Here is a 21,938-nt window from a genome sequence, read left to right on the forward strand (position 1 = left end):
CCGGGCCGCCCGGGCCGGCCGCGACGCCGCCCGCGAGGGCCTGCGCGAAGGCGTCATCGCCGCCTGGTCCGAGCTGGAGACTGCGCGCCTGATGCTGAGCGCTTCACGCGACCGCGCCACCGCCGCCGCCTCGGCTCTGGACAGCGTCCGCAACGAGGTCCGCGTGGGCCAGAAGCCCACCCTCGACCTGCTCAACGCCGAGCGAGACCGCCTGGCCGCCGACGCCGCCGTCATTCTGGAAGAGGGCAGGGTGGTCGCCGCCGCCAGCCGCCTGAACGGCCTTATCCGGGGCGCTTGAGCCGCCCCATCCGCCTTGATCCACGCCGGTTCGCCGCCGCGGGTCCGTTCCCGCCTCGCCGCCCCACGTCCCCCCTGACGCCTGCGGCGGGGCGGGGACGTCAATGCGAGGCGGACTGCTCCGCCGGCGCCACCATCATCCGCACGGTGGGGGTCGAGGCGCCGACGACTTCCAGCAGATGCCGGCCCGACGTCAGGGTGAAGACCACGATCTTGCGCACGCCGCTGCAGGCCGGGCCGTGGCTATGGCGGATCGAGGCGACGGCGCCGCCGTCTCGCACCACCTCGATCCAGGCAGGCGCGCCGAGGGCCACCTGATAGTCGCCAGCGGCTGCGACCTCGAAGGCGACCAGTCCGGAGAAGCTGTCTGGCGCGCCGAGCTTGGTGGGTGTGACGGGCAGGGTGACCTGAGTGGTCGGCGCAAGGGTCAGATCCCGCGCCACACCCAGCGTCAGATCGCCCGTCTCGGCGGTTGGCGGCGCGCCCCAGGTCGACAGGCTGGCGGGGAGGGGTTCGCAGGCCTGCGTCGCGGGGTCAGCGGCCGCGCCTGTGGCGCAGAGGATGAGGGCGAGGGCCAAACCAGCGGCGCGCATGGAAATCTCCGTTATGTATGTTGACTACATAACGTGATCCCGGGCCTCAGGCGACCGCCATCTCCGCATCCGCCTTGGGCAGGCCGGCCTTGGCCAGCATCCGGGCCTGGGTGGCGCGGCTCTGGTAGAGGAAGGTGGCGGGCAGGCCGAGCCGGACGCTGGCCTGGCAGGGCGGGCTTTCCAGGTCCGGGGTGCGTTCGGCGACGGCGCCGGCGGCGCGCAGGGCCAGCTTGTCGAACAGGGTCAGGTCGTACTCCCGGCCCAGCTGCAGGCGGTCGCGCACCAGGGGCGGCAGCAGCGAGACCGAGGCCCGCGCCAGGGCCCGGTGCAAGGCCTTAGGCGCGCCGGGCGCGGCCTGGCCGGACTGGATGATGCCCAGGAACTCGCCGACGATGGGGTGCGGCTCGAACCGCGGCGCCAGCTTGTCCATCATCGCCATGAAGTCGGCGTTGGAGGTGGGCGAATGCTGCACGCCATAGAGCTTGGCGACCGGCGCGCCCTCGCGCCAGAACCGGGCCTGGTCGGCCTCGGACACCTTGGCGACGAAGCGGTCATAGGCGTTCAGGAACCCGTAGGCTGCGGTGGCGCTGACCCAGTCGAGCAGTTCCGGGTCCAGGGCCTTGTAGGCCTCGCCCTTGGGGGTCTCGCCATTGACCCGGGCGTGCATGTTGGTGACGCCCTGGATCACCCGCCGGGCCGCGGCCTGGGGGCCATAGACCCCGACCATGGCCGCCACGCCGGTGCGCTTGGACCGGCCGATGGGGTCGACCTTGTAGGTCGAGTGATCCCAGACCCCAGAGCGGATCCGCGCGTCGGCGAACTCCAGCAGCACCGCCGCCACCCCGCCCACGGCCAGGGCGATGGGGTTCTTGTAGATGCGCCAATGGACGCTGTCCGGCCCCAGGAAGGCCGGCGCGCCGGGCGGGTTCGCATAGTCCAGCGTCCAGCCCAGGTAGGAGGTCATCTCGGTCATGGGGGCAGAATCCGTCCGGAGCCCGTCGGACGCAACCTGTGAATTCCGATAGTCTCACTCCCTCTCCCCATGAATGGGAAGAGGGAGTGCAGTTCACAGCCCCCCGCCCAGCGCCATGATCCGGCTGCGCAGCAGCTCCATGACCAGTTCGCGCGGCCGGCCCGGCGCGGCGCCGGTCAGGGCGGCCAACGACGGGCCGAACAGGCCGGCGCCCAGGGCCAGGATCACGCTGAGCAGGACCAGGTCCCGCGCGGTCGCCTCGTCCAGGCCCTCGCGCACCATCCGTCCCCGAACTACGGACTGCACCGCCTCGCCCACCACGGTCAGCCGGTCCATCTCGTCGGTGAGCTGCAGCCAGGCCGCCAGCCGGGCCGCGCCCGGCGCCTCGAAGGCGTCGAACAGGGCGTCGACGCCGCTCAGCGAGCGCCAGGCCGGGCCGGTCTCCGGGGGCGGAGTGTCGAGGATCTGCTCCACCAGTCGGCGGATCATCCGCTCCGCCAAGGCGGCCTGGACGTCGGCGATGGAGCCGAAGTGATGCAGCACCGTGGCGTGCACCACGCCGGCCGCCTTGGCCACATCGGCGAGCTTCAACGCCTGCGGGCCCTTCTCGGTCAGCAGGGCCTCTGCGGCGGCCAGGATGTTCTCGCGCGCGGCCTCAGCCGAGCGGCGCACACGGGGCCGTGCGCTCGCCTTGGCGTCTTCTATTGACATTTTTGTTGATAGCGCCATCTTACTCTCATCCTCCCCTTCCTAGCCCTGTGCAAGGAGACGCGCCATGAGCACCAAGACCACCCCCGCCGACGTCCACGTCCTGCCCCGCGACATCCGCTTCGATGTGGATGCGGCCAAGTCCGGCCATTGGCTCAGCGGCGACCCCGTGGGCACGGCGGTGTTCAACGCCCTGTCGCTCACCTTCCCGGATGGCGAGCGGCTGTTCATGGACGCGGTGAAACACTACCGGCCGCAGCTGAAGGGCAAGCTGCTGGACGACGTGAAGGGCTTCATCGCCCAGGAGGCCATCCACTCGCGCGAGCACCATGTGCTGAACCAGCTGATCGACCGCGACCGCTATCCGGTCGCCGAAGTCGAGGCCGAGATCCGCGAACGCGTCAGCATCGCCCGCAGCCGCGGCCCGATGGCCATGCTGATGTCCACCATCGCGCTCGAGCACTTCACGGCCATGATGGCCGAGATGCACATGGCCCATCAGAACCTGTTCGACGACGCCGACCCTGGCATCGAGCGCCTGTGGCGCTGGCACGCCATGGAGGAGACCGAGCACAAGGCGGTCGCGTATGACGTCTTCATGGAGGTGACCAAGGACTGGTCGCCCTTCCTGCGCTACCGCCGCCGGGTGATCTCCATGGCCTTCATCACCTACATGTTCAGCCGCAACATCACTCAATACGCCGCCCGCCTGCTGGAGGCCGACGGCTATGCGCCCAAGGCGGCGCTGAAGGCGGTGAAGCAGTACGTCTGGAAGACGCCCGGCATCTTCAGTCGCGGCTGGAAGACCTACCTCGCCTGGTACCGCCCGGGCTTCCACCCCTGGGACGATCCCGTGCGCCCGGAAATGGAAGCCTGGAAAGCCGACTTCGCCGAAGCGCTCGCGCCGAAGGCGGCTTGAGGCCGGCGCGCTTCAGGTTTGAACCACGAGCGACACGAAATACACGAACGGGGCCGAGTCCCTCTTGGGTACAGCGGCGCCGCTTCGGGTTCGTGTTTTTCGTGTCGTTCGTGGTTCCAAGTTGCTCCCCCTCTGGGGGAGCGGGCGCCCCCGGGATCAGCCGAAGGCTGACCCGAGGATAAACTCCGCGCCTGAGGGGGCCGACCCGAAGGGGCGGACTGAACATCCCCCGCGCTCTGCACCGCCCCGCTTGAGGCCCGCGCCAAGACCGGCTAGAGGATCGCCCCTGGAACGCCGTCAGGCCTTCTGCGGGTGTAGTTCAGAGGTAGAACGTCAGCTTCCCAAGCTGAATGTCAGGGGTTCGATTCCCCTCACCCGCTCCAGGCCTTTCCCTTGAAATCGCCACCTGATCTGCTCCGACTGAAAATGTCGGGTCCGTCTCATGCCGCCCGTCCTGCGGCCAGGGCGCGCTTCTGCGCCGGGTTTCAGGGAAGGACACCGCCCATGCGGTTCATGTTCATCATCCACTCCGCCTCCGACATGGCGCCGACGCCGGCGCTGATGGAGGCCATGCACGCGATGGCGAAGCGCGAGGTCGAGGCCGGGCGGATGGTCGCCGACGGTGGGCTCATGCCGCCGGCCATGGGCGCGGCGCTGCAGACCAAGGGCGGCAAGACGGTCACCCTCGACGGGCCCTTCGCCGAGACCAAGGAGGTGATCGGCGGGTTTGCGATCTTCGAACTGCCCGACATGGAGGCCGCCATCGCCAGCGGGCGGGAGTTCATGGACGTGCACGTCGCGCACATGCCGGGCTGGGAGGGCGTCTGCGAGATCCGCCAGATCGCCGGCTCCCAGGTGGAGAGCCTGCGCGCCTGACCCTGCGTCGGCTTCCGTAGCGGAACTAGGCGTTTGAAATCACGACATTTCCCGTGAGTTCGGTAGGATCGTGTCCAAGGCGGCGCGACCCTATCGGATTCGACAGCTTGCCTGTGGCCGGGCGCCCTGTTCAGCGTCCGCGCCGACCAGAAGACTTGCCAGTGGGGAGAGGCGCCAAGATGAGCGCGACGATCGATTTCGACCAGATGCCGACCCTGGGCGACATCGCCCGCTATCACGCCAAGGTGCGCGGCGAGGCCGTCGCCCTGCAGTTCGAAGGCCGGCTGACCACCTTCGCCGACTTCGACCGCCACACGAACCAGGTGGCCAACGCCCTGCTGGCCGAGGGGCTGAAGGTCGGCGACCGGATCGCCTATCTGGGCAAGAACTCCGACCATTACTTCGAACTCCTGATCGGCGCGGCCAAGGCCGGCGTGGTGATGACCCCGATCAGCTGGCGCCTGGCGCCGCGCGAGGTGGCCTTCATCGCCGGCGATTCCAAGGCGCCGCTGCTGTTCGTCGGCCCGGAGGTGGCGGACCTGGCGGCCGAGGCCCTGAAGCTGATCGACGGGGCGGTGCGGCCCATCGCCATGGAGCCGGTGGCGCAAGGATGGCCGCTGTATGAGGCCTGGCGCGACGCCCAAGGCGACGCCGATCCCGAGGTGGCGGTCAGCGAACAGGACATCGCCGTCCAGCTCTACACCTCCGGCACCACGGGCAATCCGAAGGGGGCCATGCTTAGGCACGTCAACGTGCTGGGCGGCCGGCGCAAGGCGGCGGAGGCCAAGATGGACTGGAACGAGTGGGGGCCGCAGGACATCTCCCTGGTCGCCATGCCGGTGGCCCATATCGGCGGCACCGGCTGGGGCATCGTCGGCCTGTTCAACGGCGCCAAGGGCGTGGTCGCCCGCGAGTTCGACCCGCTGAAGGTGCTGGACTTCATCGAGCAGGACCGCTGCTCGAAGATGTTCATGGTGCCCGCCGCCCTGCAGATCGTGGTGCGCCAGCCTCGCGCCCGCGAGGTCGACTACAGCCGGTTGAAGTACATCCTCTACGGCGCCTCGCCGATCCCGCTCGACCTGCTGCGCGAGTGCATGGAGGTGTTCGGCTGCGGCTTCTGCCAGCAGTACGGCATGACCGAGACCTGCGGCACGATCGTCTATCTGCCGCCCGAGGATCACGACCCCGCCGGCACGCCCCGGATGCGCGCCGCGGGCCTGCCGATGCCTGGCGTCGAGATCAAGGTCATCGACGAAGCTGGGAACAGCGTGCCGACCGGGACGGTGGGCGAGGTGGCGATCCGCTCAGTGGCCAACATGGCCGGCTATTTCGGCCTGCCCGAGGCCACCGCCGCGACGCTTGGGCCCGACGGCTGGCTGCGGTCCGGCGACGCCGGCTACCTGGACGAGGACGGCTATCTCTACATCCACGACCGGGTGAAGGACATGATCATCACCGGGGCTGAGAACGTCTATCCGGCCGAGGTGGAGAGCGCGATCTATGGCCACCCGCACGTGGCCGAGGTGGCGGTGATCGGCGTGCCCGACGACAAGTGGGGCGAGGCGGTCAAGGCCGTCGTTGCGCCTAAGCCTGGGACCAACCCCGATCCCGACGACATCATCGCCTTCGCCAAGACCCGCATCGCCGCCTTCAAGGCGCCCAAGAGCGTGGACTTCATCGAGGCTTTGCCGCGCAACGCCTCGGGCAAGATCCTGCGCCGCGAACTGCGCGAACCCTACTGGGCCGGCAAGACCCGTCGCGTGAACTAGATTTCCTCCCCCATTGGCATGGGGGAGGATTCAAAAAGCAGATTCCAGACACGACAGAGGCCGCGGGGGCGTCACCTCCGCGGCCTCGGTTCGTTTCAGACCCTTTGAGGGGTTGGTCAGTCGACCAGGACGCCCTTGAAGGTCGCGGCGCAGATCGCCGACAGGTGACCGCTGATGGAGCGCGGGGCCAGCAGGGCGTCGACGGCCCGGCAGTTCTCGGCCTTCAGCTTTTCCTTCAGGGCCTTGATGTTGGCGTACTTGCCCGAGCGGGCGAGGGCGTAGGCGCGTTCGACAGTCGAAGTGGTCATGGTCGTGCTCTTTTTGGCGGTCGGCGGATCCGGCCGCGGGTTTCACCAAATCGGGTGGACAAATAAAACGGCCGGCCCCTGCTGGAACCGGTGATCAGAACCGAGGCGGACGCAATCGCACCGGCGAACCGGGCGTAGGTCTGGCGTCTGCGACAATTCGATGACGCGGCCTATCTCACGTTCAGGCCGCCAACCCAAGCTTTAAATGGGGATTGCGTCGAATCGCCCCTACGGAACCCGACCCGTATCGGGTGGGTGTCGCGGCGTTCCGTTCCATCCGCTCATCCCCTTCTGCGTGGGGATGAGCGGGCAGGGGTGCGTCACCCCTTCAGCACCATCGGCAGCCCGGCCTGGACCACCACCATCTGGTCCACCGCGCCGGCGATGGCCTGGTGCATCCAGCCAGCCTCGTCACGGAACCGGCGGGCCAGGGCGTTCTCCGGCACGATGCCCTGGCCGACCTCGTTGGAGATCAGGATCACCGCGTCGGCCGGCGAGGCGTCCAGAGCGGCGATCAGCGCCTCGGTCTCGTCGGCGATCTCGGCCTCGGCGTGCATCAGGTTGGACAGCCACAGGGTCAGGCAGTCGACCACGGCCACGTCGCGCGGCCGCAGGGACCGGATGGCCTCGGCCAGGGCCAGGGGGACCTCCAGGGTCGCCCAGTCCGGGCCGCGCTCGGCCTTGTGGCGGGCGATGCGGTCAGCCATTTCGCCGTCCAGCGCCTCGGCGGTGGCGATCATCACCTTGCGCCCGCCGGCCTCGGTGGCCAGGCGCTGGGCTTCAGAAAGGGCGTAGCGGGTCTTGCCCGACCGGGCGCCGCCCAGGACGAACACCAGGCTCATGCCGCCCCCTTCGCCCGGCAGCGGTCGGAGCAGTAGCGGACCTCGTCCCAGACCTTCTCCCACTTCTTGCGCCAGGCGAAAGGCCGGCCGCAGGCGACGCAGGTCTTGGTGGGCAGGTCGGCCTTCTTGCGCATCTTGGGCATGGCCGTCCTATGCGCGAACGCCCCGGTAGGGCGCAAGCCGGCGACGCTACGTGCAGTTGACGCCCCCGCGCCCTGCGCCTAATGCCGCCCCTGCGACAGGTTCCTCGCAAGGGGATTAATAGGGAACTCAGGTGTGAGACCTGGGCTGCCCCCGCAACTGTAAGCGGCGAGCCCGCGGATCATAGGCCACTGGACCTCTCGGGGTCTGGGAAGGCGATCCGCACCGGCGTTGACCCGTGAGCCAGGAGACCTGCCTGACGCAGTCGTCCTTCGAGCGGCCGGGGTGCGCCGAGCGAACGGGGTTTCCCGAGCGGCGACGTCGTGGGGGTCTGGTGTCAGGCCCCTTTGGCTTGCGGCTCAAGGGAGATGCCCGCTTGAAGACTGTCCTGATTTCCACCACCGCCCTTATTGCGTCCTGCGCCTGGGTCCCCGCCTTCGCCGACGACCAGGTCGCGCCGGCGCCTGACGTGGCCGACGCCGCGGTCAGCGAACTGATCGTCACCGCCACCCGCTCGGCCCAGGATCCGTCCCGGATCGGTCAGGCGGTCAGCGTCATCGACGCCGGCGACCTGAAGCGCGCCCAGGCCGTGGGCCTGACCGAGGTCCTGGCCGCCACGCCGGGCGTCAGCTTCAGCCGCAATGGCGGCCTGGGCGCCTCTACCGCCCTGCGTATCCGCGGCGCCGAGACCGGCCAGACCGTGGTGGTGATCGACGGGGTCAAGCTGAACGATCCGTCCTCCACCGACGCCGGCTTCAACTTCGCCAACCTGTTCGTGGGCGACGTGGCGCGCATCGAGATCCTGCGCGGCGCCCAGTCCACCCTATGGGGCAGCCAGGCCATCGGCGGGGTGATCAATATCGTCACCGCCGCCCCGACCAAGGCCTTCGAGGGCCAGGTTTCGGCCGAGGGCGGCTCCCGCGACTCTGGCGCCGTCCGCGCCGCCGTGGGCGGGGTGGCAGACCGGCTCACCTGGCGCCTGGCCGCCAACCAGCTGACCACCTCCGGCGTCTCATCCTACGCCAAGGGGGCGGAGAAGGACGGCTATCGCAACACCGGCCTGTCCGGCCGCGCCACCCTGGCCATCACCGACAATGTCTCGGCCGATCTGCGCGCGGTCTGGACCAAGGGCCGCAATGAATTCGACGGCTTCCCGGCCCCGCTCTACAGCTTCGCCGATGATCCCGAGTACGGTGAGACCAAGGAGCTGGTCGCCTATGCCGGCCTGAACGTCGCCCTGGCCGACGGGCGGCTGAAGAACCGCGTCGCCTTCGGCTACACCACCACCGACCGGGACAATTTCGATCCCAGCCAGGCGGTGACCACCCGCACCTTTGACGCCCGCGGCGAGAACAGGCGCTGGGAATACCAGGGCAGCTTCGCCTTCACCGAGACCTGGTCGGCGGCCTTTGGCCTCGAGTCCGAGCGGGCCGAGATGCGCACCGCCTCGCCTAGCGCCTTCGCGCCCAACCCGACGCCTTCGCGCGCCAAGGCCCAGCTTGATGCGGTCTACGCCCAGATGATCGGCGAGGTGGCGCCCGGCCTGACCCTGACCGCCGGTCTGCGCCGCGACAGCCACGACACCTTCGGCGACCACACCCTTGGCCAGCTGGCCGCGGCCTGGGCGCTGAACGACGGGGCCACCGTCCTGCGCGCCTCCTGGGGCCAGGGCTTCAAGGCGCCGACCCTCTACCAGCTGTTCAGCGACTACGGGAATTCCGGCCTGTCGCCGGAGGAGGCCGACAGCTGGGACGCCGGCGTCGAGCACAACATCGGCCGGCTGAAGGTCCAGGCCACCTGGTTCAGCCGCGACACCGACAACCAGATCGACTTCGTCTCCTGCACCGGGACCTCGACGGAGGCCCTGTGCTTCAAGACCGGCGCGCGCCGGTTCGGCTATTACGACAACGTCGCCCACACCAAGGCCAAGGGGCTGGAGCTGTCGGCCGCCGCCGACCTGGGCGGGACGAAGATCGCGGCCAACTACACCTGGACCGACACCGAGAACGCCGCGCCGGGCGCCAACCAGGGCAAGAAGCTGGCCCGCCGCCCGGATCAGCAGGCCAACCTGACCGTCGACCGCGACTGGGGGAACAAGCTCTCCACCGGCCTGTCGGTCCGCTATGTGGGCGCCTCCTACGACAACGCCGCCAACACCTACCGCATGTCGCCCTACACCCTGGTCGACCTGCGCGCGGCCTATGCGGTGACGGAAAGCGTCGAGATCCATGGCCGGATCGAGAACCTGCTCGACGACCACTACGAGACCACGCGGAACTACGGCTCCATCGGCCGCGGCGCCTTCATCGGCGTCCGGGCGAATTTCTAGGCGCTTCTCCCTCTCCCCGCGTGCGGGGAGAGGGGACTTTCAGGAGGACGGCTATGACCGATGAAGCCGACCGCAACGCCGCCCACAAGGCGGCCATGCAGACGCTGAAGGCCGAGCGCGAGGCGCTGATGGCCGGCAAGTCCGACGAGACCCGCGGCCTGCTGGTGGTCAACACCGGCGACGGCAAGGGCAAGTCCACCGCCGCCTTCGGCACGGTCGCCCGGGCGCTCGGCTGGGGCTGGAAGGTGGGCGTGGTCCAGTACATCAAGGGCAAGTGGATCACCGGGGAGCGGCAGTTCTTCGCCAAGTTCCCGGACCAGCTGACCTGGGCGACCATGGGCGAGGGCTTTACCTGGGACACCCAGGACCGCGCCCGCGACGTCGCCGCCGCCGAGGCCGCCTGGGATCGGTCCCTGGCCATGCTGGCCGATCCCGATATCAACCTCGTCCTGCTGGACGAGCTGAACATCGCCCTGCGATACGACTATCTCGACATCGACAAGGTGGTCGAGGGCCTGATGGCGCGGCCCTGGGACAAGCACGTCATCATCACCGGCCGCAACGCCAAGCCGCAGCTAATCGAGGTCGCCGACCTGGTCACCGAGATGACCCTGGTCAAGCATCCCTTCGACCAGGGCCTGAAGGCCCAGCGTGGGATCGACTTCTGATGCCTATCACCCGCCGCGCCGCCGCCATGGGCGGCCTCGCCCTTGGCCTGGCCGGCGCCGCCGAGGCGGCTGTCGCCGAGCCGCGGCGGGTGGTGTCGCTCAATCCCTGCCTGGACGCGGTGCTGGTGCAGGTGGCTGACCGCGCCCAGATCCGGGCGCTTAGCCACTATTCCCACGACCCTGCGAGCTCCAGCAGCGGGGCGCTGGGCCGCTCCATACCCTACACCTTCGAGACCGCCGAGGAGATCGTGGCCCTGCAGCCCGACCTCGTCCTGGCCTCCCGCTTCTCGCCGCCGGCCACCCGCGCCGCCCTGGCCCGGATGGGCGTGCGCAGCGAACTGTTCAGCGTGCCCTCCAGCGTCGCCGAAAGCCTCGCCCAGGTGATGCAGATCGCCAACGCGGTGAACCGGCCGGATCGCGGCCGCGCCCTGGTGGCCCGGATCGAGGCCGCGCTCGCCGCCGCCGCCCCGCCGCCGGGAACGCGGCGGCTCAGCGCCATCACCTTCCAGTCCGGCGGCTTCGCGGCCGGGCCGGGGACGATGATGGACGAGATGATGCGCCGGGCTGGCTTCGACAACGCCGTCACCCGCTATGGCCTCAACCGTAGCGGCAATGTCGGGCTCGAGCAGCTGGTCTCCGATCCGCCGGACGTCCTGCTGGCCGGCCAGCTGGCGCCGGGCGCGCCGACCTGGGCCGACCGGGTCATCGCCCATCCGGCCCTGCGCCGGGCGCGCCTGCACCGGGCGGTGTTCCCCCAGAACCTGACCTTCTGCGGCGGGCCGGTGCTGATCGACTGCGCCGCCATGCTGGCCAAGGCCCGGCGCGAGGCGATGGCATGAGCCGCCGCGCCGCCACCTTCGCCGGCCTGACCGCGGCCCTGGGCGTCCTCGCCGTCCTCAGCCTGATGGCCGGCCGGGTCTGGGTCCCATTCGGCGCCTGGATGGACCAGACAGATCCGCGCTGGCCGATCATCTTCGACCTGCGCCTGCCGCGCACCCTGCTGGCCCTGTTCGTCGGCGCAGCGCTGGGGATGTCGGGCGCCGCCATGCAGGGCTACACCCGCAATCCGCTGGCCGATCCCGGCTCGCTCGGTGTCTCCTCCATGGCCGCCTTCGGCGCGGTCCTGACCCTCTATCTGGGCCAGGGCGCGCAGGCGCCTTGGGTGATCTCCGTCGCCGGCATGGCGGGCGCCCTGGCCGCCGTCCTGTTGCTGCTGGCCCTTGCCGGCCGAGCCTCGGGCGTCGTCACCTTCGTGCTGTCCGGCGTCATCCTCAACACCATGGCCGGCGCCGGCGTGGCCCTGGCCTTGAGCCTGGCCCCCAATCCCTGGGCGGTGAACGAGATCGTCAACTGGATCATGGGCTCGCTCGCCGACCGCAGCGCCGACGAACTGGCCCTGGCGGCGCCCTTCATGGTGCTGGGCTGCGTCGCCCTGATGTTCACCGCCCCGGCCCTCGACGCCCTGACCCTGGGCGAAACCGGCGCCCGGTCGCTCGGCGTCGACCTGCCTCGCACACGCCTGATCCTGGCGGTGGGCGTGGCGCTTGCGGCGGGCGCCAGCGTCGCGGTCACCGGGGTCATCGGCTTTGTCGGCCTGATCGTCCCGCACCTGTTGCGGCCCGTGGTGGGCGCGCGGCCCGGCGGGCTGCTACTGCCCAGCGCGCTGGGCGGCGCGGTCCTGGTGCTGGCCGCCGACATCGCCGTGCGCCTGGTCCCCGGCGCCAACGAGGTCAAGCTGGGCGTCGCCATGGCGGCCCTGGGCGGCCCCTTCTTCTTCGCCCTGTTGATGCAGATGCGCCGGAGGATCGCCGGATGAGCCTCAAGGCCCGCCATCTGCAGGTCCGTCTCGGCGGCCATCCGGTGCTCGCCGGGATCGACGCCGCCTTCCAGCCCGGACAGGTCACCGCCATCCTGGGGCCGAACGGCGCCGGCAAGTCGACCCTGCTCACCGCCCTGGCCGGCCTGTCCCGGCCCGATACGGGCGAGGTGACCCTGGACGACGCCCCCATCCTGGCCCTGTCGCCGCGCGATCGCGCCCGGCGCCTCGGCTTCATCCCCCAGACGCCGGAACTGGCCTGGGCGGTGGATGTGGAGACCCTGGTGGGGCTCGGCCGCATTCCCTTCACCGGCGCCCGCGGCCTGGGCGCCGAGGACGAGGTGGAGGTGGGCCTGGCCCTGCAGGCCTGCGATGTGGCGGGCCTCGCCCGGCGCGACGTCACCACCCTGTCCGGCGGCGAGCGGGCCCGGGTGCTTCTGGCCCGCGCCCTGGCCGGCGATCCCGCCTGGCTGCTGGCCGACGAGCCCCTGGCGGGCCTTGATCCTGGCCACGCCCTGGACGCCTGCGACCTGTTCCGCCGCCTGGCCCATGACCAGGGTCGGGGGGTGATCCTGACCCTGCATGACCTGTCCCTGGCCGCCCGCATGGCCGACCGCATCCTGGTCCTGGCCGAGGGCCGCATCCTGGCCGACGGCCCGCCGGAAGAGGCCCTGGCGCCGACGGTGCTGGAAGCCGCCTATGGCGTCCGCGCCCGCCTGGTCGAGGGGGATAGCGGCCTCTTCGTGGAGGTGTTCGGCCGTGCGCCCTGATCGGCCCGCCGCGCTGATGATCCAGGGCTGCGGCTCCGATGTGGGCAAGTCGGTGCTGGTCGCCGGGCTCTGCCGCCTGTTCGCCAACCGGGGCCTTCGGGTGCGGCCGTTCAAGCCGCAGAACATGTCCAACAACGCCGCCGTCACCGCCGACGGGGGCGAGATCGGCCGGGCCCAGGCCCTGCAGGCCTTCGCCGCCCGCGTGGCGCCCAGCGTCCACATGAACCCGGTGCTGCTGAAACCTCAGTCCGACACGGGCGCCCAACTGGTGATCCGTGGCCGCATGGCCGGGACCTGGCAGGCCCGCGCCTTCCAGGACCGCAAGCCGGACCTGCTGGCCCAGGTGGTCGAAAGCTTCCGCCATTTGCAGGCGCAGGCCGACCTGGTGATTGTCGAGGGCGCCGGCAGTCCGGCCGAGACCAACCTGCGGGCCGGCGATATCGCCAATATGGGCTTTGCGCGGGCCGCCGACGTGCCGGTGGTGCTGGCCGGCGACATCGACCGAGGCCACGTGATCGCCGCCCTGGTGGGAGCGCACGCGGTGCTCGACCCCGAGGACCGCGCCATGATCCGCGGCTTCGTGATCAACAAGTTCCGCGGCGACCCGGCCCTGTTCGACGCCGGCCGGGACGAGATCGTCCGCCGCACCGGCTGGGTGGATTGCGGCATGGCCCCCTGGCTCCCCGCCGCCGCGCGCCTGCCGGCCGAGGACGCGGTGGTGCTGGAGCGCGGCGCGGGCGCCCGCCAGGGCCGGCTGAAGGTCCGCGCGCCCATGCTGTCGCGCATCGCCAATTTCGATGACTTCGATCCCCTGGTCGCCGAGCCGGAGGTCGACTTCGCCTTCGTCCCGCCGGGGCAGGTGATCCCCGACTGCGACCTCATCATCCTGCCCGGCACCAAGGCCACCATGGCCGATCTCGCCTTCCTGCGCGCCCAGGGCTGGGACATCGATGTTCTGGCCCATGTTCGCCGGGGCGGCCGGGTGCTGGGGATCTGCGGCGGCTTCCAGATGCTGGGGCGGACCATCGCCGACCCGGACGGGATCGAGGGCGCCCCCGGCGAGGCGCCCGGCCTAGGCCTCCTTGACCTGGACACCGTGCTCACCGGCGACAAGGTGCTGCGCCCGACCACGGGGCGCCTGACCGAGGGCGCGACCTTCGAGGGTTATGAGATCCATGTGGGCCGCACCACGGGTCCGGCCCTCGCCCGGCCGCTGCTGATCCGCCCCGACGGAAGCGGGGAGGGGGCGATCTCCGCCGATGGCCGGGTGATGGGCGCCTATGTGCATGGCCTGTTGGGCCGGGGCGAGGCCCGCGCCGCCCTCTTGGCGCGCTGGGGCGCAGGCTCCGACGGCGTGGACCAGGCCGCGCGCACCGACCAGGCCCTGGACGAGATCGCCGCCATGCTGGAAACCCACTTCGACATATCCCGCCTCGCCGCCATCGCCGGCCTGGAGACTAAGCTGTGATCCCACACCTCGACCGCGCCCGCGAACCCGCCCTGCGCGCGCGCCTCGACGCCCAGGCCAAGCCGCCGGGGGCGCTCGGCCGCATCGAGGACCTGGCGGTGCAACTGGCCCTGATAAGCGGAAGCGAGAGGCCCAAGGCCGACAAGGCGGTGCTGATGGTGTTCGCCGGCGACCATGGCCTGACCGCCTCGGGCGTCGCGGCCTATCCGTCCAGCGTCACCCAGGCGATGGTGGCGACCCTCCTGGCCGGCCGGGCCAGCGCCAACGCCTTCGCCGCCGCCGTGGGCGCCGACCTGCTGGTGGTGGACGCCGGCGTCGCCGCCGAGCTCCCCGAGCATCCGACCCTGATCCGCGCCAAGGTCGCGCCCGGAACCCGCGACGCTTCGGTGGAGCCCGCCCTCACTCCGGCCGAGGTCGAGACCGCACTTGGCCGTGGCGTCGCCCTGGCCCGCGCCGTCGCCAAGGATTTCGACATCCTGGCGATGGGCGAGATGGGGATCGGCAACAGCGCCTCGGCGGCGCTCATCCTGCACCGCCTGGCCGCCGCCCCGCTGCAGGACTGTGTGGGCCTGGGCGCCGGCCACGACGCTGATGGCTTCGCCCGCAAGCAGGCGGTCCTCGCCCGCGCCGCCGCCCGCAGCGCCGCCACCGCGCCCCTGGACGTCCTGGCCGAGTTCGGCGGCCTGGAGATCACCATGATGGCCGGCGCCATCCTGGGCGCCGCCGAGGCGAAACGGCCGGTGATCATCGACGGTTTCATCGCCGGCGCCGCGGCCCTGGCCGCCGTGCGCCTGTCGCCGGCGGTCGCCGACTACTGCGTCTTCGCCCACCGCTCGGCCGAGCGCGGCCACGCCCTGATGCTGGAGGCCCTGAAGGCCAAGCCCCTGCTCGACCTCGACCTGAGGCTGGGGGAGGGGACCGGCGCCCTGCTGGCCCTGCCCATGGTCCGCGCCGCCGCCCGCCTGATCGCCGACGTCGCCAGCCTGGACGACGTGATGTCGGGCCGCATCTGACCATGGGCCAGGTCCGGCTGCTGCTGGTCGCGCTCCAGTTCCTGACCCGCCTGCCGGTCCCGCAGGTGCGGGGCTTCACGCCGGACATGATCTCCCGCTCGACCCGCTACTATCCGGTGGTCGGCGCCCTGGTCGGGGGGATCTGCGCCCTGGTGCTGACCGGCGCGGCCCAGGTCTGGGACGGCGTCCTGCCCGCCATGCTGGCGATTGCGGTGGGCGTGCTGGTCACCGGCGCCTTCCATGAGGACGGCCTGGCCGACACCTTCGATGGCCTGGGCGGCGGGACGGAGCCCGCGCGCCGCCTGGAGATCATGAAGGACAGCCGGATCGGGACCTTCGGCGCCCTGGGGCTTGGCCTGGTCCTGGCCCTGAAGGTCGCCGCCCTGGCCCAGCTGGCGCCGCCTCTGGCCGCGCTGGGCCTTCTGTGCGCCCACGCCGGCGGCCGCACCGCCGCCGTCCTGGCCATGGCCGCCCTCGCCCCGGTAGGCCAGTCCGCCAAGTGGTCGCCGGATCGCCTTCGCCCCATCGAGCCCGTGCTCGCCGTCGTGCTGGGCGCCGCGCCGTTGGTGCTGCTGGGCGCCCAGGCCGCGCCAGCCCTGGCGCTGGGCTTGGCCTTGGCCGTGCTTCCGGCCCTGGCGGCCCGGCGACTGATCGGCGGCTATACCGGCGACGTCCTGGGCGCGGTGGAGCAGATGTTCGAGCTCGGGGTGCTGCTGGCGCTGGCCGCGCTCTGACCTCAGGCGGCGACCGCCGCCAGGTCCGCCGGGCGCAGCCGCTGGGCCAGGCGGATGGTCTCGGCGACCGTGACCGCCAGGTAGGCGCGGGTCGAGTCGCGGGTCTTCAGGTCCTCGCCCAGGCGGATCTTGCCGGTCTCGGCCCGCTCGCAGAAGCCCAGCCGGATCAGCTTGTGGGCGTGCCGACGCGCCGTCTCATAGGGCAGGTTCAGCATTCGCGCCGCCGCCAGCACGGTGGTGCTCGGCCGCTCCTGGTCGCCGCCCATCACCGGGTGTTGCTCGGTTAGGGCCTGGGTGATCGCCAGGCAGACCAGGGTCGTGACCAGGTCCTTGCTGATGGTCTCGGCGGAGATCCGCAGAAAGGTCAGGAAGTACTCTGTGGTGATCCGCGCCGCCTGCAGTCGCGGGGTCATGATTGGCGGCTCGCCGCGGGCGTCCTTGCCCTGCAAGGCGAGCAGGAAGGCCCGGGTCAGCTCGTGATGGCGCAGCACGATATCGGCCACCGCCGGACCGGTGAGCACCGCGGCGGGAACCCTCAAACCCTGGTCCGGGGCCCGCACGACCAGACCCGCCTCCATCAGCTTCTTCAGATGCCGGCGGGCGGTCTCGTAGGAGAGGTGATAGGTGCGCGCCAGGGCGTACAGGCTCACCGGCTGCCGCTGATCGTCGGCCGGCACCTGGTCGCCCAGGCTGTCGGCCAGCACCGCATTGTGCGTCACGTGCGAGATGTTGGCCGTCACCGTCGCCAGGAACAGCAGGGTGGTGACGTGGTCCTGCTGGATGGTCTGAGCCACCAGGTTCACGCAGTCGAGCACGTATTTGCGGGCCAACCGCGCCGTTTCGAACTCGCCGACGCCCAGGGCCTCCGCAGCGACCGCTGTCTGACCTGATCGGCTCATGCCCGGTCCCCTCGCGCGCGGCGTCCCAGGAACGCCACGTCCATACCGCCAGTATTGCTGGCTGGACGCGAGTGGATACTACTCTTAGTTGCCATCGTCACAAGATTTCCGACTGCGGCCAACGGACGCGGCGACTCGTGGGACGCCCCCCATCGAACTTCAACCCGCGGCTGATCGGATGTCGAGAAAACTTCTACAAGTCGGGGCGCCAGCATAGGACGCTTACGTATGGTCACACCCCTCGGATGCAGTCGGCTGGCGCCTTGATCCCGGCCTCAGAGCGTCAGCTCAACCCGCACTCGGTCGGCTTCCTCCGCGCCTTTCAGGACAAAGCCCAGGGACTGGGCCAGTTGCACCATCTTGGTGTTGTCCCGCGCTACGTCGCCCCACAGCCGCTTCAGGCCCCGCTGGCGGGCGTGGTCGACCAGGGCGCCCAGCAGGTCGCGGCCCAGGCCCCGGTGGTGGTGGTCGCTGCGCACCATCAGGGCGAACTCGGCGGTCTCGCCCTCGGGGTCGCCGGCGATCCGGCCCACGCCGACCACCTCGCCCTGGGCGGTTTCGGCGACCAGGGCCATCTCCCGGTCGTAGTCGATCTGGGACAGCCGCGCCGCCCAGCTGTCGGGCAGGCGCTTGACCCCGGTGCGGAACCGCAGCCGCACATCCTCGGCGCTGGAGCGGTCGATCATGTCGATCAGCTTGGGCGCGTCCTGCGGCCGGATGGGCCGCACCCGCAGCGCCTCGCCCTCCAGCTCCAGGGCGTGGGTCAGGCCGCGCGGATAGGGGACGATGGCGGTGCGGGCTGACGGCTTGGCGGGGTCCGTGAGGCGGATCCGGGCGTCCAGGGCGATGACCCCGGCGTCGTCGGCCAGCAGCGGGTTGATGTCCAGCTCGGCGATCTCGGGCGCCTCAACGGCCAGTCGCGCCAGCCGCACCAGAACCTCGACCACGGCGTCCAGGTCGGCTGGCGGTCGGTCGCGATAGCCGGCCAGCAGCTTGGCGATCCGGGTGCGGGCGATCATGTCCCGGGCCAGCACATCGTCCAGGGGCGGCAGGCCCACCGTGCGGTCGGCGACGATCTCCACCCCCACCCCGCCCTGGCCGAACAGGATCACCGGGCCGAAAGTCGGGTCCTGGGCGATCCCGGCCAGCAGCTCCTGGGCCTTGGGCCGGCGGATCATGGGCTGCAGCACAAAGCCGTCGATGCGGGCGTTCGGCACGGCGGCGCGCACCCGCTCCAGCATCTGCCCGGCCGCCAGCTCCACGGCCGGCCCGCCCTGCAGGTTCAGCATGACGCCGCCGGAATCGCTCTTGTGGCTGATGTCGCGCGACAGGATCTTCAGGGCTACGGGGCCGCCCAGGGCGTCCGCCGCCTGGCCGGCCTCCAGCGGCGTGGCCGCGATCCGGCTCTCCACCACCGGCACGCCATAGGCGGCCAGCACCTCGCGGGCCTCAGGATCGGTCAGGTCGCGGCGGCCTTCCTCGCGGGCGCGGGCGATGATCAGCCTCGCGGCCTCCGGCGCCGGGGGCTCCAGCACGCCCAGGGCCGGCACGCGGACCAGCAGCTCCTGGCCCCGGCGATGCTCCACCAGGTGCATGAAGGCGCGTACCGCCTCATCCGGGGTCTCGTGCACCGGCATGCCGGCCTTGGCCAGGATGGCCCGGCCCGGCGCCACCGCCGTCTCGCCCAGCCAGGCGGTCAGCACCGGGCGGATGGAGCGGGCCTTGGTCACGGCGTCGGCCACGGCCTGGGCCGCCTCGGTGGAAGAGGCCACCGCCGTCGGGCAGTTCATCACCAGGATGGCGTCGGCCTCAGGTTCGCACAGCAGCGCCTCGATGGCCTTGCCGAACAGCGGCGGCTTGGCGTCGCCCAGGATGTCGACGGGATTGCCATGGCTCCAGTTGGCCGGCGCGACCGCGTTGATCGCCGCCAGCGTCGCCTCCGACAGCCCTGCCAGCCGACCGCCGCGCGCCTCCAGCGCGTCCACGGCCATGACCCCGGCCCCGCCCCCATTGGTCAGGATCGCCAGCCGGTCGCCGCGCGCGGTCAGGCCTGCGCCCAGGGTCTGCACCGCCTCGAACAGTTCGCGCAGCTCGCCCACCCGCAACAGGCCCGCCCGGCGGAAGGCGGCGTCATAGACTGCGTCCGACCCGGCCAGGGCGCCGGTGTGCGAAAAGGCCGCCCGGGCGCCGGCCGCGCTGCGCCCCGACTTCACCACCACCACCGGCTTGTTGCGCGAGGCGATGCGGGCGGCGGTCATGAACTTCCGCGCGTTCCGGATGCTCTCGACATAAAGCAGGATCGCGTGGGTGGCGGGGTCCAGGGCCAGATAGTCGAGCAGGTCCCCGAAATCGACGTCGGCGGCCTCGCCGATGGTCACCACATGGCTGAAGCCGATCTGCCGCGCATGGGCCCAGTCCAGGGCCGCGGCGGCCACCGCGCCCGACTGCGCCACCAGGGCGATGCGCCCCGCCTGCGGGGTCAGGTGGGCGAAGCTCGCATTGATCCCGCGCCCCGGCGAAATGAAGCCCAGGCAGTTAGGGCCGACAATGCGCAGCAGGTGCGGCTTGGCGGCGTTCAGCATATCCGCCTTCAGCTGGGCGCCTTGCGGCCCCGCATCGGCGCCGAAGCCGGTGGAGATCACCACCGCCGCCCGGCATCCCCGCGCGCCCAGCTCGGCGATCAGGCCGGGAATGGTCGGGGCGGGCGTGGCGATCACCGCCAGGTCGGGCGCCACGGGCAGGGCGGCGGCGTTGGGATAGGCCATGGCCGAGCGGATCGCGCCCGCATGCGGATTGACCGGCAGCACCGGCCCGGCGAACCCGCTTTCCAGCAGGTTCCTGGCCAGGACCTGACCCACCGAGCCCTCGCGGTTACTGGCCCCAATCAGGGCGATGGCGCGCGGTTCGAACAGCGCGTCGAGATTGCGGGTCGTCATGTACGCGTCGCCCCTTGGGACTGTCAGTCGTTCACGGGATAAGGGCCGACTTTCTCAGCCTTGTGTTTCAGCTGTTCCAGCGTCTCGAGCACCGGCGTCGGGTCGCCCGGCTCGGCCAGGGGCGAGGCGGGGGCGTTCACCTCCGCCTGGCGTTGCGGCCAGCCACTGACCAGGGCGCCCAGGCCCGCGCGCAGCAGGCCGAACACCTCACCCAGGGCTTGCAGCAGTCCGGTCTTCTCAGAAGGGTCTGAACGGGTCACGCGCCCGGCCTCCTCGGCGGTCCACGAGGCATGAGCCTAGCACGCTCGCGCCGCCTTGACGCCGATCAACCCCAGGTGTGTCGACCAGATCAGGCCGAGGGGACGCGGCCCCTGGCGGCCATGCGCTGGTGGACCCGGTGGACGCAGTCGCTGGCGGTGCGCTCGAAGGCGAAGGGGAAGATCGCGTGGATCATGCAGGCCAGGCCGGCGCCGAGCAGGGGCAGGGCGTAGCTGGCCGCGGCCGCCAGGTGCTCCCCATAGGTCTCGCCCACGGCTTTCGGGTGGCGGGTGAAGGCGTCGATCATGGCGGTCCCCTCGCAATGGAGCCGCCATGGTCCTGCAGATCGGCGAGAATGACCTTATCGATATTCCGCCAATCCCGGCTTATCGTAGAATCTCATTCTTCAATTCGGCGCATCGGCATGAATGAAATTCTCGATCCCATCGATCGGCGCATCCTGCGCGAACTGCAGGCCGACGCCACCATCGCCATCGCCGACCTGGCCGAACGGGTGGGCCTGTCCCAGACGCCCTGCTGGAAACGGGTCAAGCGACTGACCGACGAAGGCGTCATCGAGCGGCGCGTGGCGCTGCTTGACCGCGACAAGCTGGACCTGGGCCTGGTGGTCTTCGTCGCCATCAAGACCTCGCGCCACGACCAGGCCTGGCTGGACGACTTCGCCCGCGGCGCAGCGGCCCTGGCGGAGGTTGTGGAGTTCTATCGGATGAGCGGCGAGACCGACTATCTGCTCAAGGTGATCGTCCGCGACATCGCCGCCTATGACCGCTTCTACAAGCGACTCATCGCCACCGCGCCGCTTGGGGACGTGTCTTCGTCCTTCGCCATGGAACAGATCAAATTCACCACGGCGCTTCCGCTTTAAGCTGTCAGACCTGACCGCCGGGATTCAACCGACGGCTTGCTTGTAATGGCAATGAAATTAGGGCGTTATCCTCCCCGCGTCGGGGGGCGCGTAGCGGAAGGGCGTGGGTGATGAGTGAGGACCGGACGGTCAAGGCGGCGGATCCCACCTCGGAGCTGCGCCACCGCACGGCCAACATCTTCCAGCTCCTGGGGGCGCTGGCCCGGATGCGCAGCCAGCGGGCCGGAGATCCGGAGGCCGCCCGCCAGCTTCTGTGGGTGGCCGATGCGATCGGGTCCCTGGGCGCGTTGGAGCGGCATCGCGCCGACGGCGGGGTCAACTTCGCCGCCTATCTGGAGGAGATGGCGCCCGTCTGGCGTCGCCGTCACGGCGTTCGCGCCGCCCAGGTCGAGGTCCAGGCCCGCCCGGTGATCGTGCCCGACTCCATGGCCTCCACCCTGGCCCTGATCGCCCAGGAACTGGTGGGCAACGCCCTGGTCCACGGCTTCGCGGCCGACCGGCCGGGGCGGGTGCTGATCCGCGTGGCCGACCGGACGGACGGCCGCACGGAGTTGGCGGTGCTGGACGACGGGATTGGCCTGGCCCCCGGCGGCCCGGCGGAGGACCGCTTCGGCCTGTGGATCGTCCGCAGCCTGGCGGCCCAGGTCCGCGGCGAGTTCACCCTGACGGACCAGAACGGCGTCGCCGCCGTCCTCGCCTTCGTGCCCGGCGCCGCCTAGGATCTATTCCAACTTG

General features: G+C 70.8%; 24 protein-coding genes, 1 tRNA gene and 1 riboswitch. Of the genes, 15 read left to right on the forward strand and 10 right to left on the reverse strand.

All coding sequences use genetic code 11. The annotated features are described in order from the left end of the window. Positions 1–298, forward strand: a 298-nt coding sequence (locus ACFQ27_RS13535; protein ID WP_377353956.1) for a TolC family protein, incomplete at its 5' end; no start/stop codon positions are given. 100 nt (positions 299–398) lie between these two features. On the opposite strand, the gene ACFQ27_RS13540 is transcribed toward ACFQ27_RS13535, so the two are convergent. The 3 genes from ACFQ27_RS13540 to ACFQ27_RS13550 all read right to left on the reverse strand — a co-directional run bounded on the left by ACFQ27_RS13540 (position 399) and on the right by ACFQ27_RS13550 (position 2,574). Next, a complete protein-coding gene (locus tag ACFQ27_RS13540) occupies positions 399–890 on the reverse strand; it encodes a homogentisate 1,2-dioxygenase (protein WP_377353957.1) in 492 nt (163 codons plus the stop codon). 46 nt (positions 891–936) lie between these two features. Further along, positions 937–1,863, reverse strand: coding sequence for an oxygenase MpaB family protein (locus ACFQ27_RS13545; RefSeq protein WP_377353958.1), 927 nt, complete (start codon positions 1,861–1,863; stop codon positions 937–939). 93 nt (positions 1,864–1,956) lie between these two features. Beyond that, positions 1,957–2,574 carry a TetR/AcrR family transcriptional regulator gene (locus tag ACFQ27_RS13550; RefSeq protein ID WP_374345786.1) on the reverse strand — a complete coding sequence of 206 codons (618 nt, stop codon included), beginning with the start codon at positions 2,572–2,574 and terminating at the stop codon, positions 1,957–1,959. 64 nt (positions 2,575–2,638) lie between these two features. Here ACFQ27_RS13550 and ACFQ27_RS13555 point away from each other — a divergent pair, with 64 nt between their 5' ends. The 4 genes from ACFQ27_RS13555 to ACFQ27_RS13570 all read left to right on the forward strand — a co-directional run bounded on the left by ACFQ27_RS13555 (position 2,639) and on the right by ACFQ27_RS13570 (position 6,135). After that, positions 2,639–3,490, forward strand: coding sequence for a metal-dependent hydrolase (locus ACFQ27_RS13555; RefSeq protein ID WP_377353960.1), 852 nt, complete (start codon positions 2,639–2,641; stop codon positions 3,488–3,490). Positions 3,491–3,798: 308 nt separating this feature from the next. Continuing rightward, positions 3,799–3,873: transfer RNA gene (locus ACFQ27_RS13560), tRNA-Gly, on the forward strand. 121 nt (positions 3,874–3,994) lie between these two features. Next, complete coding sequence (locus tag ACFQ27_RS13565) at positions 3,995–4,366, forward strand: YciI family protein (RefSeq protein WP_377353961.1); 372 nt, start codon at positions 3,995–3,997, stop codon at positions 4,364–4,366. Between the two features lie 179 nt (positions 4,367–4,545). Beyond that, complete coding sequence (locus tag ACFQ27_RS13570; protein ID WP_377353963.1) at positions 4,546–6,135, forward strand: fatty acid--CoA ligase; 1,590 nt, start codon at positions 4,546–4,548, stop codon at positions 6,133–6,135. A 116-nt stretch (positions 6,136–6,251) separates the two neighbouring features. On the opposite strand, the gene ACFQ27_RS13575 is transcribed toward ACFQ27_RS13570, so the two are convergent. From ACFQ27_RS13575 to ACFQ27_RS13585, 3 genes are all read right to left on the reverse strand, one after another. Continuing rightward, complete coding sequence (locus tag ACFQ27_RS13575) at positions 6,252–6,443, reverse strand: hypothetical protein (RefSeq protein WP_374345779.1); 192 nt, start codon at positions 6,441–6,443, stop codon at positions 6,252–6,254. A gap of 320 nt (positions 6,444–6,763) precedes the next feature. Continuing rightward, positions 6,764–7,285 (reverse strand): bifunctional adenosylcobinamide kinase/adenosylcobinamide-phosphate guanylyltransferase, encoded by a 522-nt coding sequence (gene cobU, locus ACFQ27_RS13580; protein ID WP_377353965.1) that lies wholly within the window; start codon positions 7,283–7,285, stop codon positions 6,764–6,766. Then, positions 7,282–7,428: a DUF2256 domain-containing protein gene (locus ACFQ27_RS13585; RefSeq protein ID WP_374345776.1), complete on the reverse strand. Its 147-nt coding sequence runs from the start codon at positions 7,426–7,428 to the stop codon at positions 7,282–7,284. The genes cobU and ACFQ27_RS13585 overlap by 4 nt, the downstream gene beginning before the upstream one ends. An 80-nt stretch (positions 7,429–7,508) precedes the next feature. After that, positions 7,509–7,700: riboswitch (cobalamin riboswitch) on the forward strand. A 102-nt stretch (positions 7,701–7,802) separates the two neighbouring features. On the opposite strand from ACFQ27_RS13585, the gene ACFQ27_RS13590 reads away from it, so the two are divergent. The 8 genes from ACFQ27_RS13590 to cobS are packed head-to-tail and all read left to right on the forward strand — an operon-like array spanning position 7,803 to position 16,224. Continuing rightward, on the forward strand, positions 7,803–9,755 hold the full coding sequence (locus tag ACFQ27_RS13590) for a TonB-dependent receptor plug domain-containing protein (RefSeq protein WP_377353966.1): 1,953 nt from the start codon (positions 7,803–7,805) through the stop codon (positions 9,753–9,755). Between the two features lie 53 nt (positions 9,756–9,808). Then, on the forward strand, positions 9,809–10,423 hold the full coding sequence (gene cobO, locus ACFQ27_RS13595; RefSeq protein WP_377353967.1) for a cob(I)yrinic acid a,c-diamide adenosyltransferase: 615 nt from the start codon (positions 9,809–9,811) through the stop codon (positions 10,421–10,423). Further along, positions 10,423–11,262: an ABC transporter substrate-binding protein gene (locus tag ACFQ27_RS13600; protein ID WP_377353968.1), complete on the forward strand. Its 840-nt coding sequence runs from the start codon at positions 10,423–10,425 to the stop codon at positions 11,260–11,262. Before cobO ends, ACFQ27_RS13600 begins: the two co-directional genes overlap by 1 nt. Then, positions 11,259–12,239 carry a FecCD family ABC transporter permease gene (locus ACFQ27_RS13605; protein ID WP_377353969.1) on the forward strand — a complete coding sequence of 327 codons (981 nt, stop codon included), beginning with the start codon at positions 11,259–11,261 and terminating at the stop codon, positions 12,237–12,239. The genes ACFQ27_RS13600 and ACFQ27_RS13605 overlap by 4 nt, the downstream gene beginning before the upstream one ends. Continuing rightward, on the forward strand, positions 12,236–13,009 hold the full coding sequence (locus ACFQ27_RS13610; protein ID WP_377353970.1) for an ABC transporter ATP-binding protein: 774 nt from the start codon (positions 12,236–12,238) through the stop codon (positions 13,007–13,009). Before ACFQ27_RS13605 ends, ACFQ27_RS13610 begins: the two co-directional genes overlap by 4 nt. 16 nt (positions 13,010–13,025) lie before the next feature. Continuing rightward, positions 13,026–14,477, forward strand: coding sequence for a cobyric acid synthase (locus ACFQ27_RS13615; RefSeq protein ID WP_377353989.1), 1,452 nt, complete (start codon positions 13,026–13,028; stop codon positions 14,475–14,477). Next, entirely contained in the window at positions 14,474–15,490 is a 1,017-nt protein-coding gene (cobT, locus tag ACFQ27_RS13620; RefSeq protein WP_377353971.1) for a nicotinate-nucleotide--dimethylbenzimidazole phosphoribosyltransferase, read from the forward strand. Before ACFQ27_RS13615 ends, cobT begins: the two co-directional genes overlap by 4 nt. Positions 15,491–15,492: 2 nt before the next feature. Further along, positions 15,493–16,224: an adenosylcobinamide-GDP ribazoletransferase gene (gene cobS / locus ACFQ27_RS13625; RefSeq protein WP_377353972.1), complete on the forward strand. Its 732-nt coding sequence runs from the start codon at positions 15,493–15,495 to the stop codon at positions 16,222–16,224. Between the two features lie 2 nt (positions 16,225–16,226). On the opposite strand, the gene ACFQ27_RS13630 is transcribed toward cobS, so the two are convergent. The 4 genes from ACFQ27_RS13630 to ACFQ27_RS13645 form a co-directional block, all read right to left on the reverse strand. Next, positions 16,227–17,123 (reverse strand): hypothetical protein, encoded by an 897-nt coding sequence (locus ACFQ27_RS13630; protein WP_377353973.1) that lies wholly within the window; start codon positions 17,121–17,123, stop codon positions 16,227–16,229. Between the two features lie 275 nt (positions 17,124–17,398). After that, a complete protein-coding gene (locus ACFQ27_RS13635) occupies positions 17,399–20,059 on the reverse strand; it encodes a bifunctional acetate--CoA ligase family protein/GNAT family N-acetyltransferase (RefSeq protein WP_377353974.1) in 2,661 nt (886 codons plus the stop codon). A gap of 23 nt (positions 20,060–20,082) precedes the next feature. Beyond that, positions 20,083–20,319 carry a hypothetical protein gene (locus ACFQ27_RS13640; RefSeq protein ID WP_377353975.1) on the reverse strand — a complete coding sequence of 79 codons (237 nt, stop codon included), beginning with the start codon at positions 20,317–20,319 and terminating at the stop codon, positions 20,083–20,085. 89 nt (positions 20,320–20,408) lie between these two features. Beyond that, entirely contained in the window at positions 20,409–20,624 is a 216-nt protein-coding gene (locus tag ACFQ27_RS13645; RefSeq protein ID WP_374345765.1) for a DUF6356 family protein, read from the reverse strand. Between the two features lie 117 nt (positions 20,625–20,741). On the opposite strand from ACFQ27_RS13645, the gene ACFQ27_RS13650 reads away from it, so the two are divergent. Together ACFQ27_RS13650 and ACFQ27_RS13655 are read left to right on the forward strand one after the other, a co-directional pair. After that, positions 20,742–21,203, forward strand: a complete 462-nt coding sequence (locus tag ACFQ27_RS13650; RefSeq protein ID WP_374345763.1) for an Lrp/AsnC family transcriptional regulator — start codon at positions 20,742–20,744, stop codon at positions 21,201–21,203. 110 nt (positions 21,204–21,313) lie between these two features. Beyond that, positions 21,314–21,922, forward strand: coding sequence for a sensor histidine kinase (locus tag ACFQ27_RS13655; RefSeq protein WP_377353976.1), 609 nt, complete (start codon positions 21,314–21,316; stop codon positions 21,920–21,922). Positions 21,923–21,938 lie beyond the last annotated feature (16 nt).

The sequence above is a fragment of the Phenylobacterium conjunctum genome (assembly GCF_042679085.1).
GTDB classification, from domain to species: Bacteria; Pseudomonadota; Alphaproteobacteria; order Caulobacterales; family Caulobacteraceae; genus Phenylobacterium; species Phenylobacterium conjunctum.

Bases quoted from the DNA above. Each gene is read 5' to 3' on its own strand.
- ACFQ27_RS13540 (WP_377353957.1), bottom strand. From the start codon at position 890: ATGCGCGCCGCTGGTTTGGCCCTCGCCCTCATCCTCTGCGCCACAGGC.
- ACFQ27_RS13545 (WP_377353958.1), bottom strand. From the start codon at position 1,863: ATGACCGAGATGACCTCCTACCTGGGCTGGACGCTGGACTATGCGAAC.
- ACFQ27_RS13550 (WP_374345786.1), bottom strand. From the start codon at position 2,574: ATGTCAATAGAAGACGCCAAGGCGAGCGCACGGCCCCGTGTGCGCCGC.
- ACFQ27_RS13555 (WP_377353960.1), top strand. From the start codon at position 2,639: ATGAGCACCAAGACCACCCCCGCCGACGTCCACGTCCTGCCCCGCGAC.
- ACFQ27_RS13565 (WP_377353961.1), top strand. From the start codon at position 3,995: ATGCGGTTCATGTTCATCATCCACTCCGCCTCCGACATGGCGCCGACG.
- ACFQ27_RS13570 (WP_377353963.1), top strand. From the start codon at position 4,546: ATGAGCGCGACGATCGATTTCGACCAGATGCCGACCCTGGGCGACATC.
- ACFQ27_RS13575 (WP_374345779.1), bottom strand. From the start codon at position 6,443: ATGACCACTTCGACTGTCGAACGCGCCTACGCCCTCGCCCGCTCGGGC.
- cobU (WP_377353965.1), bottom strand. From the start codon at position 7,285: ATGAGCCTGGTGTTCGTCCTGGGCGGCGCCCGGTCGGGCAAGACCCGC.
- ACFQ27_RS13585 (WP_374345776.1), bottom strand. From the start codon at position 7,428: ATGCCCAAGATGCGCAAGAAGGCCGACCTGCCCACCAAGACCTGCGTC.
- cobO (WP_377353967.1), top strand. From the start codon at position 9,809: ATGACCGATGAAGCCGACCGCAACGCCGCCCACAAGGCGGCCATGCAG.
- ACFQ27_RS13600 (WP_377353968.1), top strand. From the start codon at position 10,423: ATGCCTATCACCCGCCGCGCCGCCGCCATGGGCGGCCTCGCCCTTGGC.
- ACFQ27_RS13605 (WP_377353969.1), top strand. From the start codon at position 11,259: ATGAGCCGCCGCGCCGCCACCTTCGCCGGCCTGACCGCGGCCCTGGGC.
- ACFQ27_RS13610 (WP_377353970.1), top strand. From the start codon at position 12,236: ATGAGCCTCAAGGCCCGCCATCTGCAGGTCCGTCTCGGCGGCCATCCG.
- ACFQ27_RS13615 (WP_377353989.1), top strand. From the start codon at position 13,026: ATGATCCAGGGCTGCGGCTCCGATGTGGGCAAGTCGGTGCTGGTCGCC.
- cobS (WP_377353972.1), top strand. From the start codon at position 15,493: ATGGGCCAGGTCCGGCTGCTGCTGGTCGCGCTCCAGTTCCTGACCCGC.
- ACFQ27_RS13630 (WP_377353973.1), bottom strand. From the start codon at position 17,123: ATGAGCCGATCAGGTCAGACAGCGGTCGCTGCGGAGGCCCTGGGCGTC.
- ACFQ27_RS13635 (WP_377353974.1), bottom strand. From the start codon at position 20,059: ATGACGACCCGCAATCTCGACGCGCTGTTCGAACCGCGCGCCATCGCC.
- ACFQ27_RS13645 (WP_374345765.1), bottom strand. From the start codon at position 20,624: ATGATCGACGCCTTCACCCGCCACCCGAAAGCCGTGGGCGAGACCTAT.
- ACFQ27_RS13650 (WP_374345763.1), top strand. From the start codon at position 20,742: ATGAATGAAATTCTCGATCCCATCGATCGGCGCATCCTGCGCGAACTG.
- ACFQ27_RS13655 (WP_377353976.1), top strand. From the start codon at position 21,314: ATGAGTGAGGACCGGACGGTCAAGGCGGCGGATCCCACCTCGGAGCTG.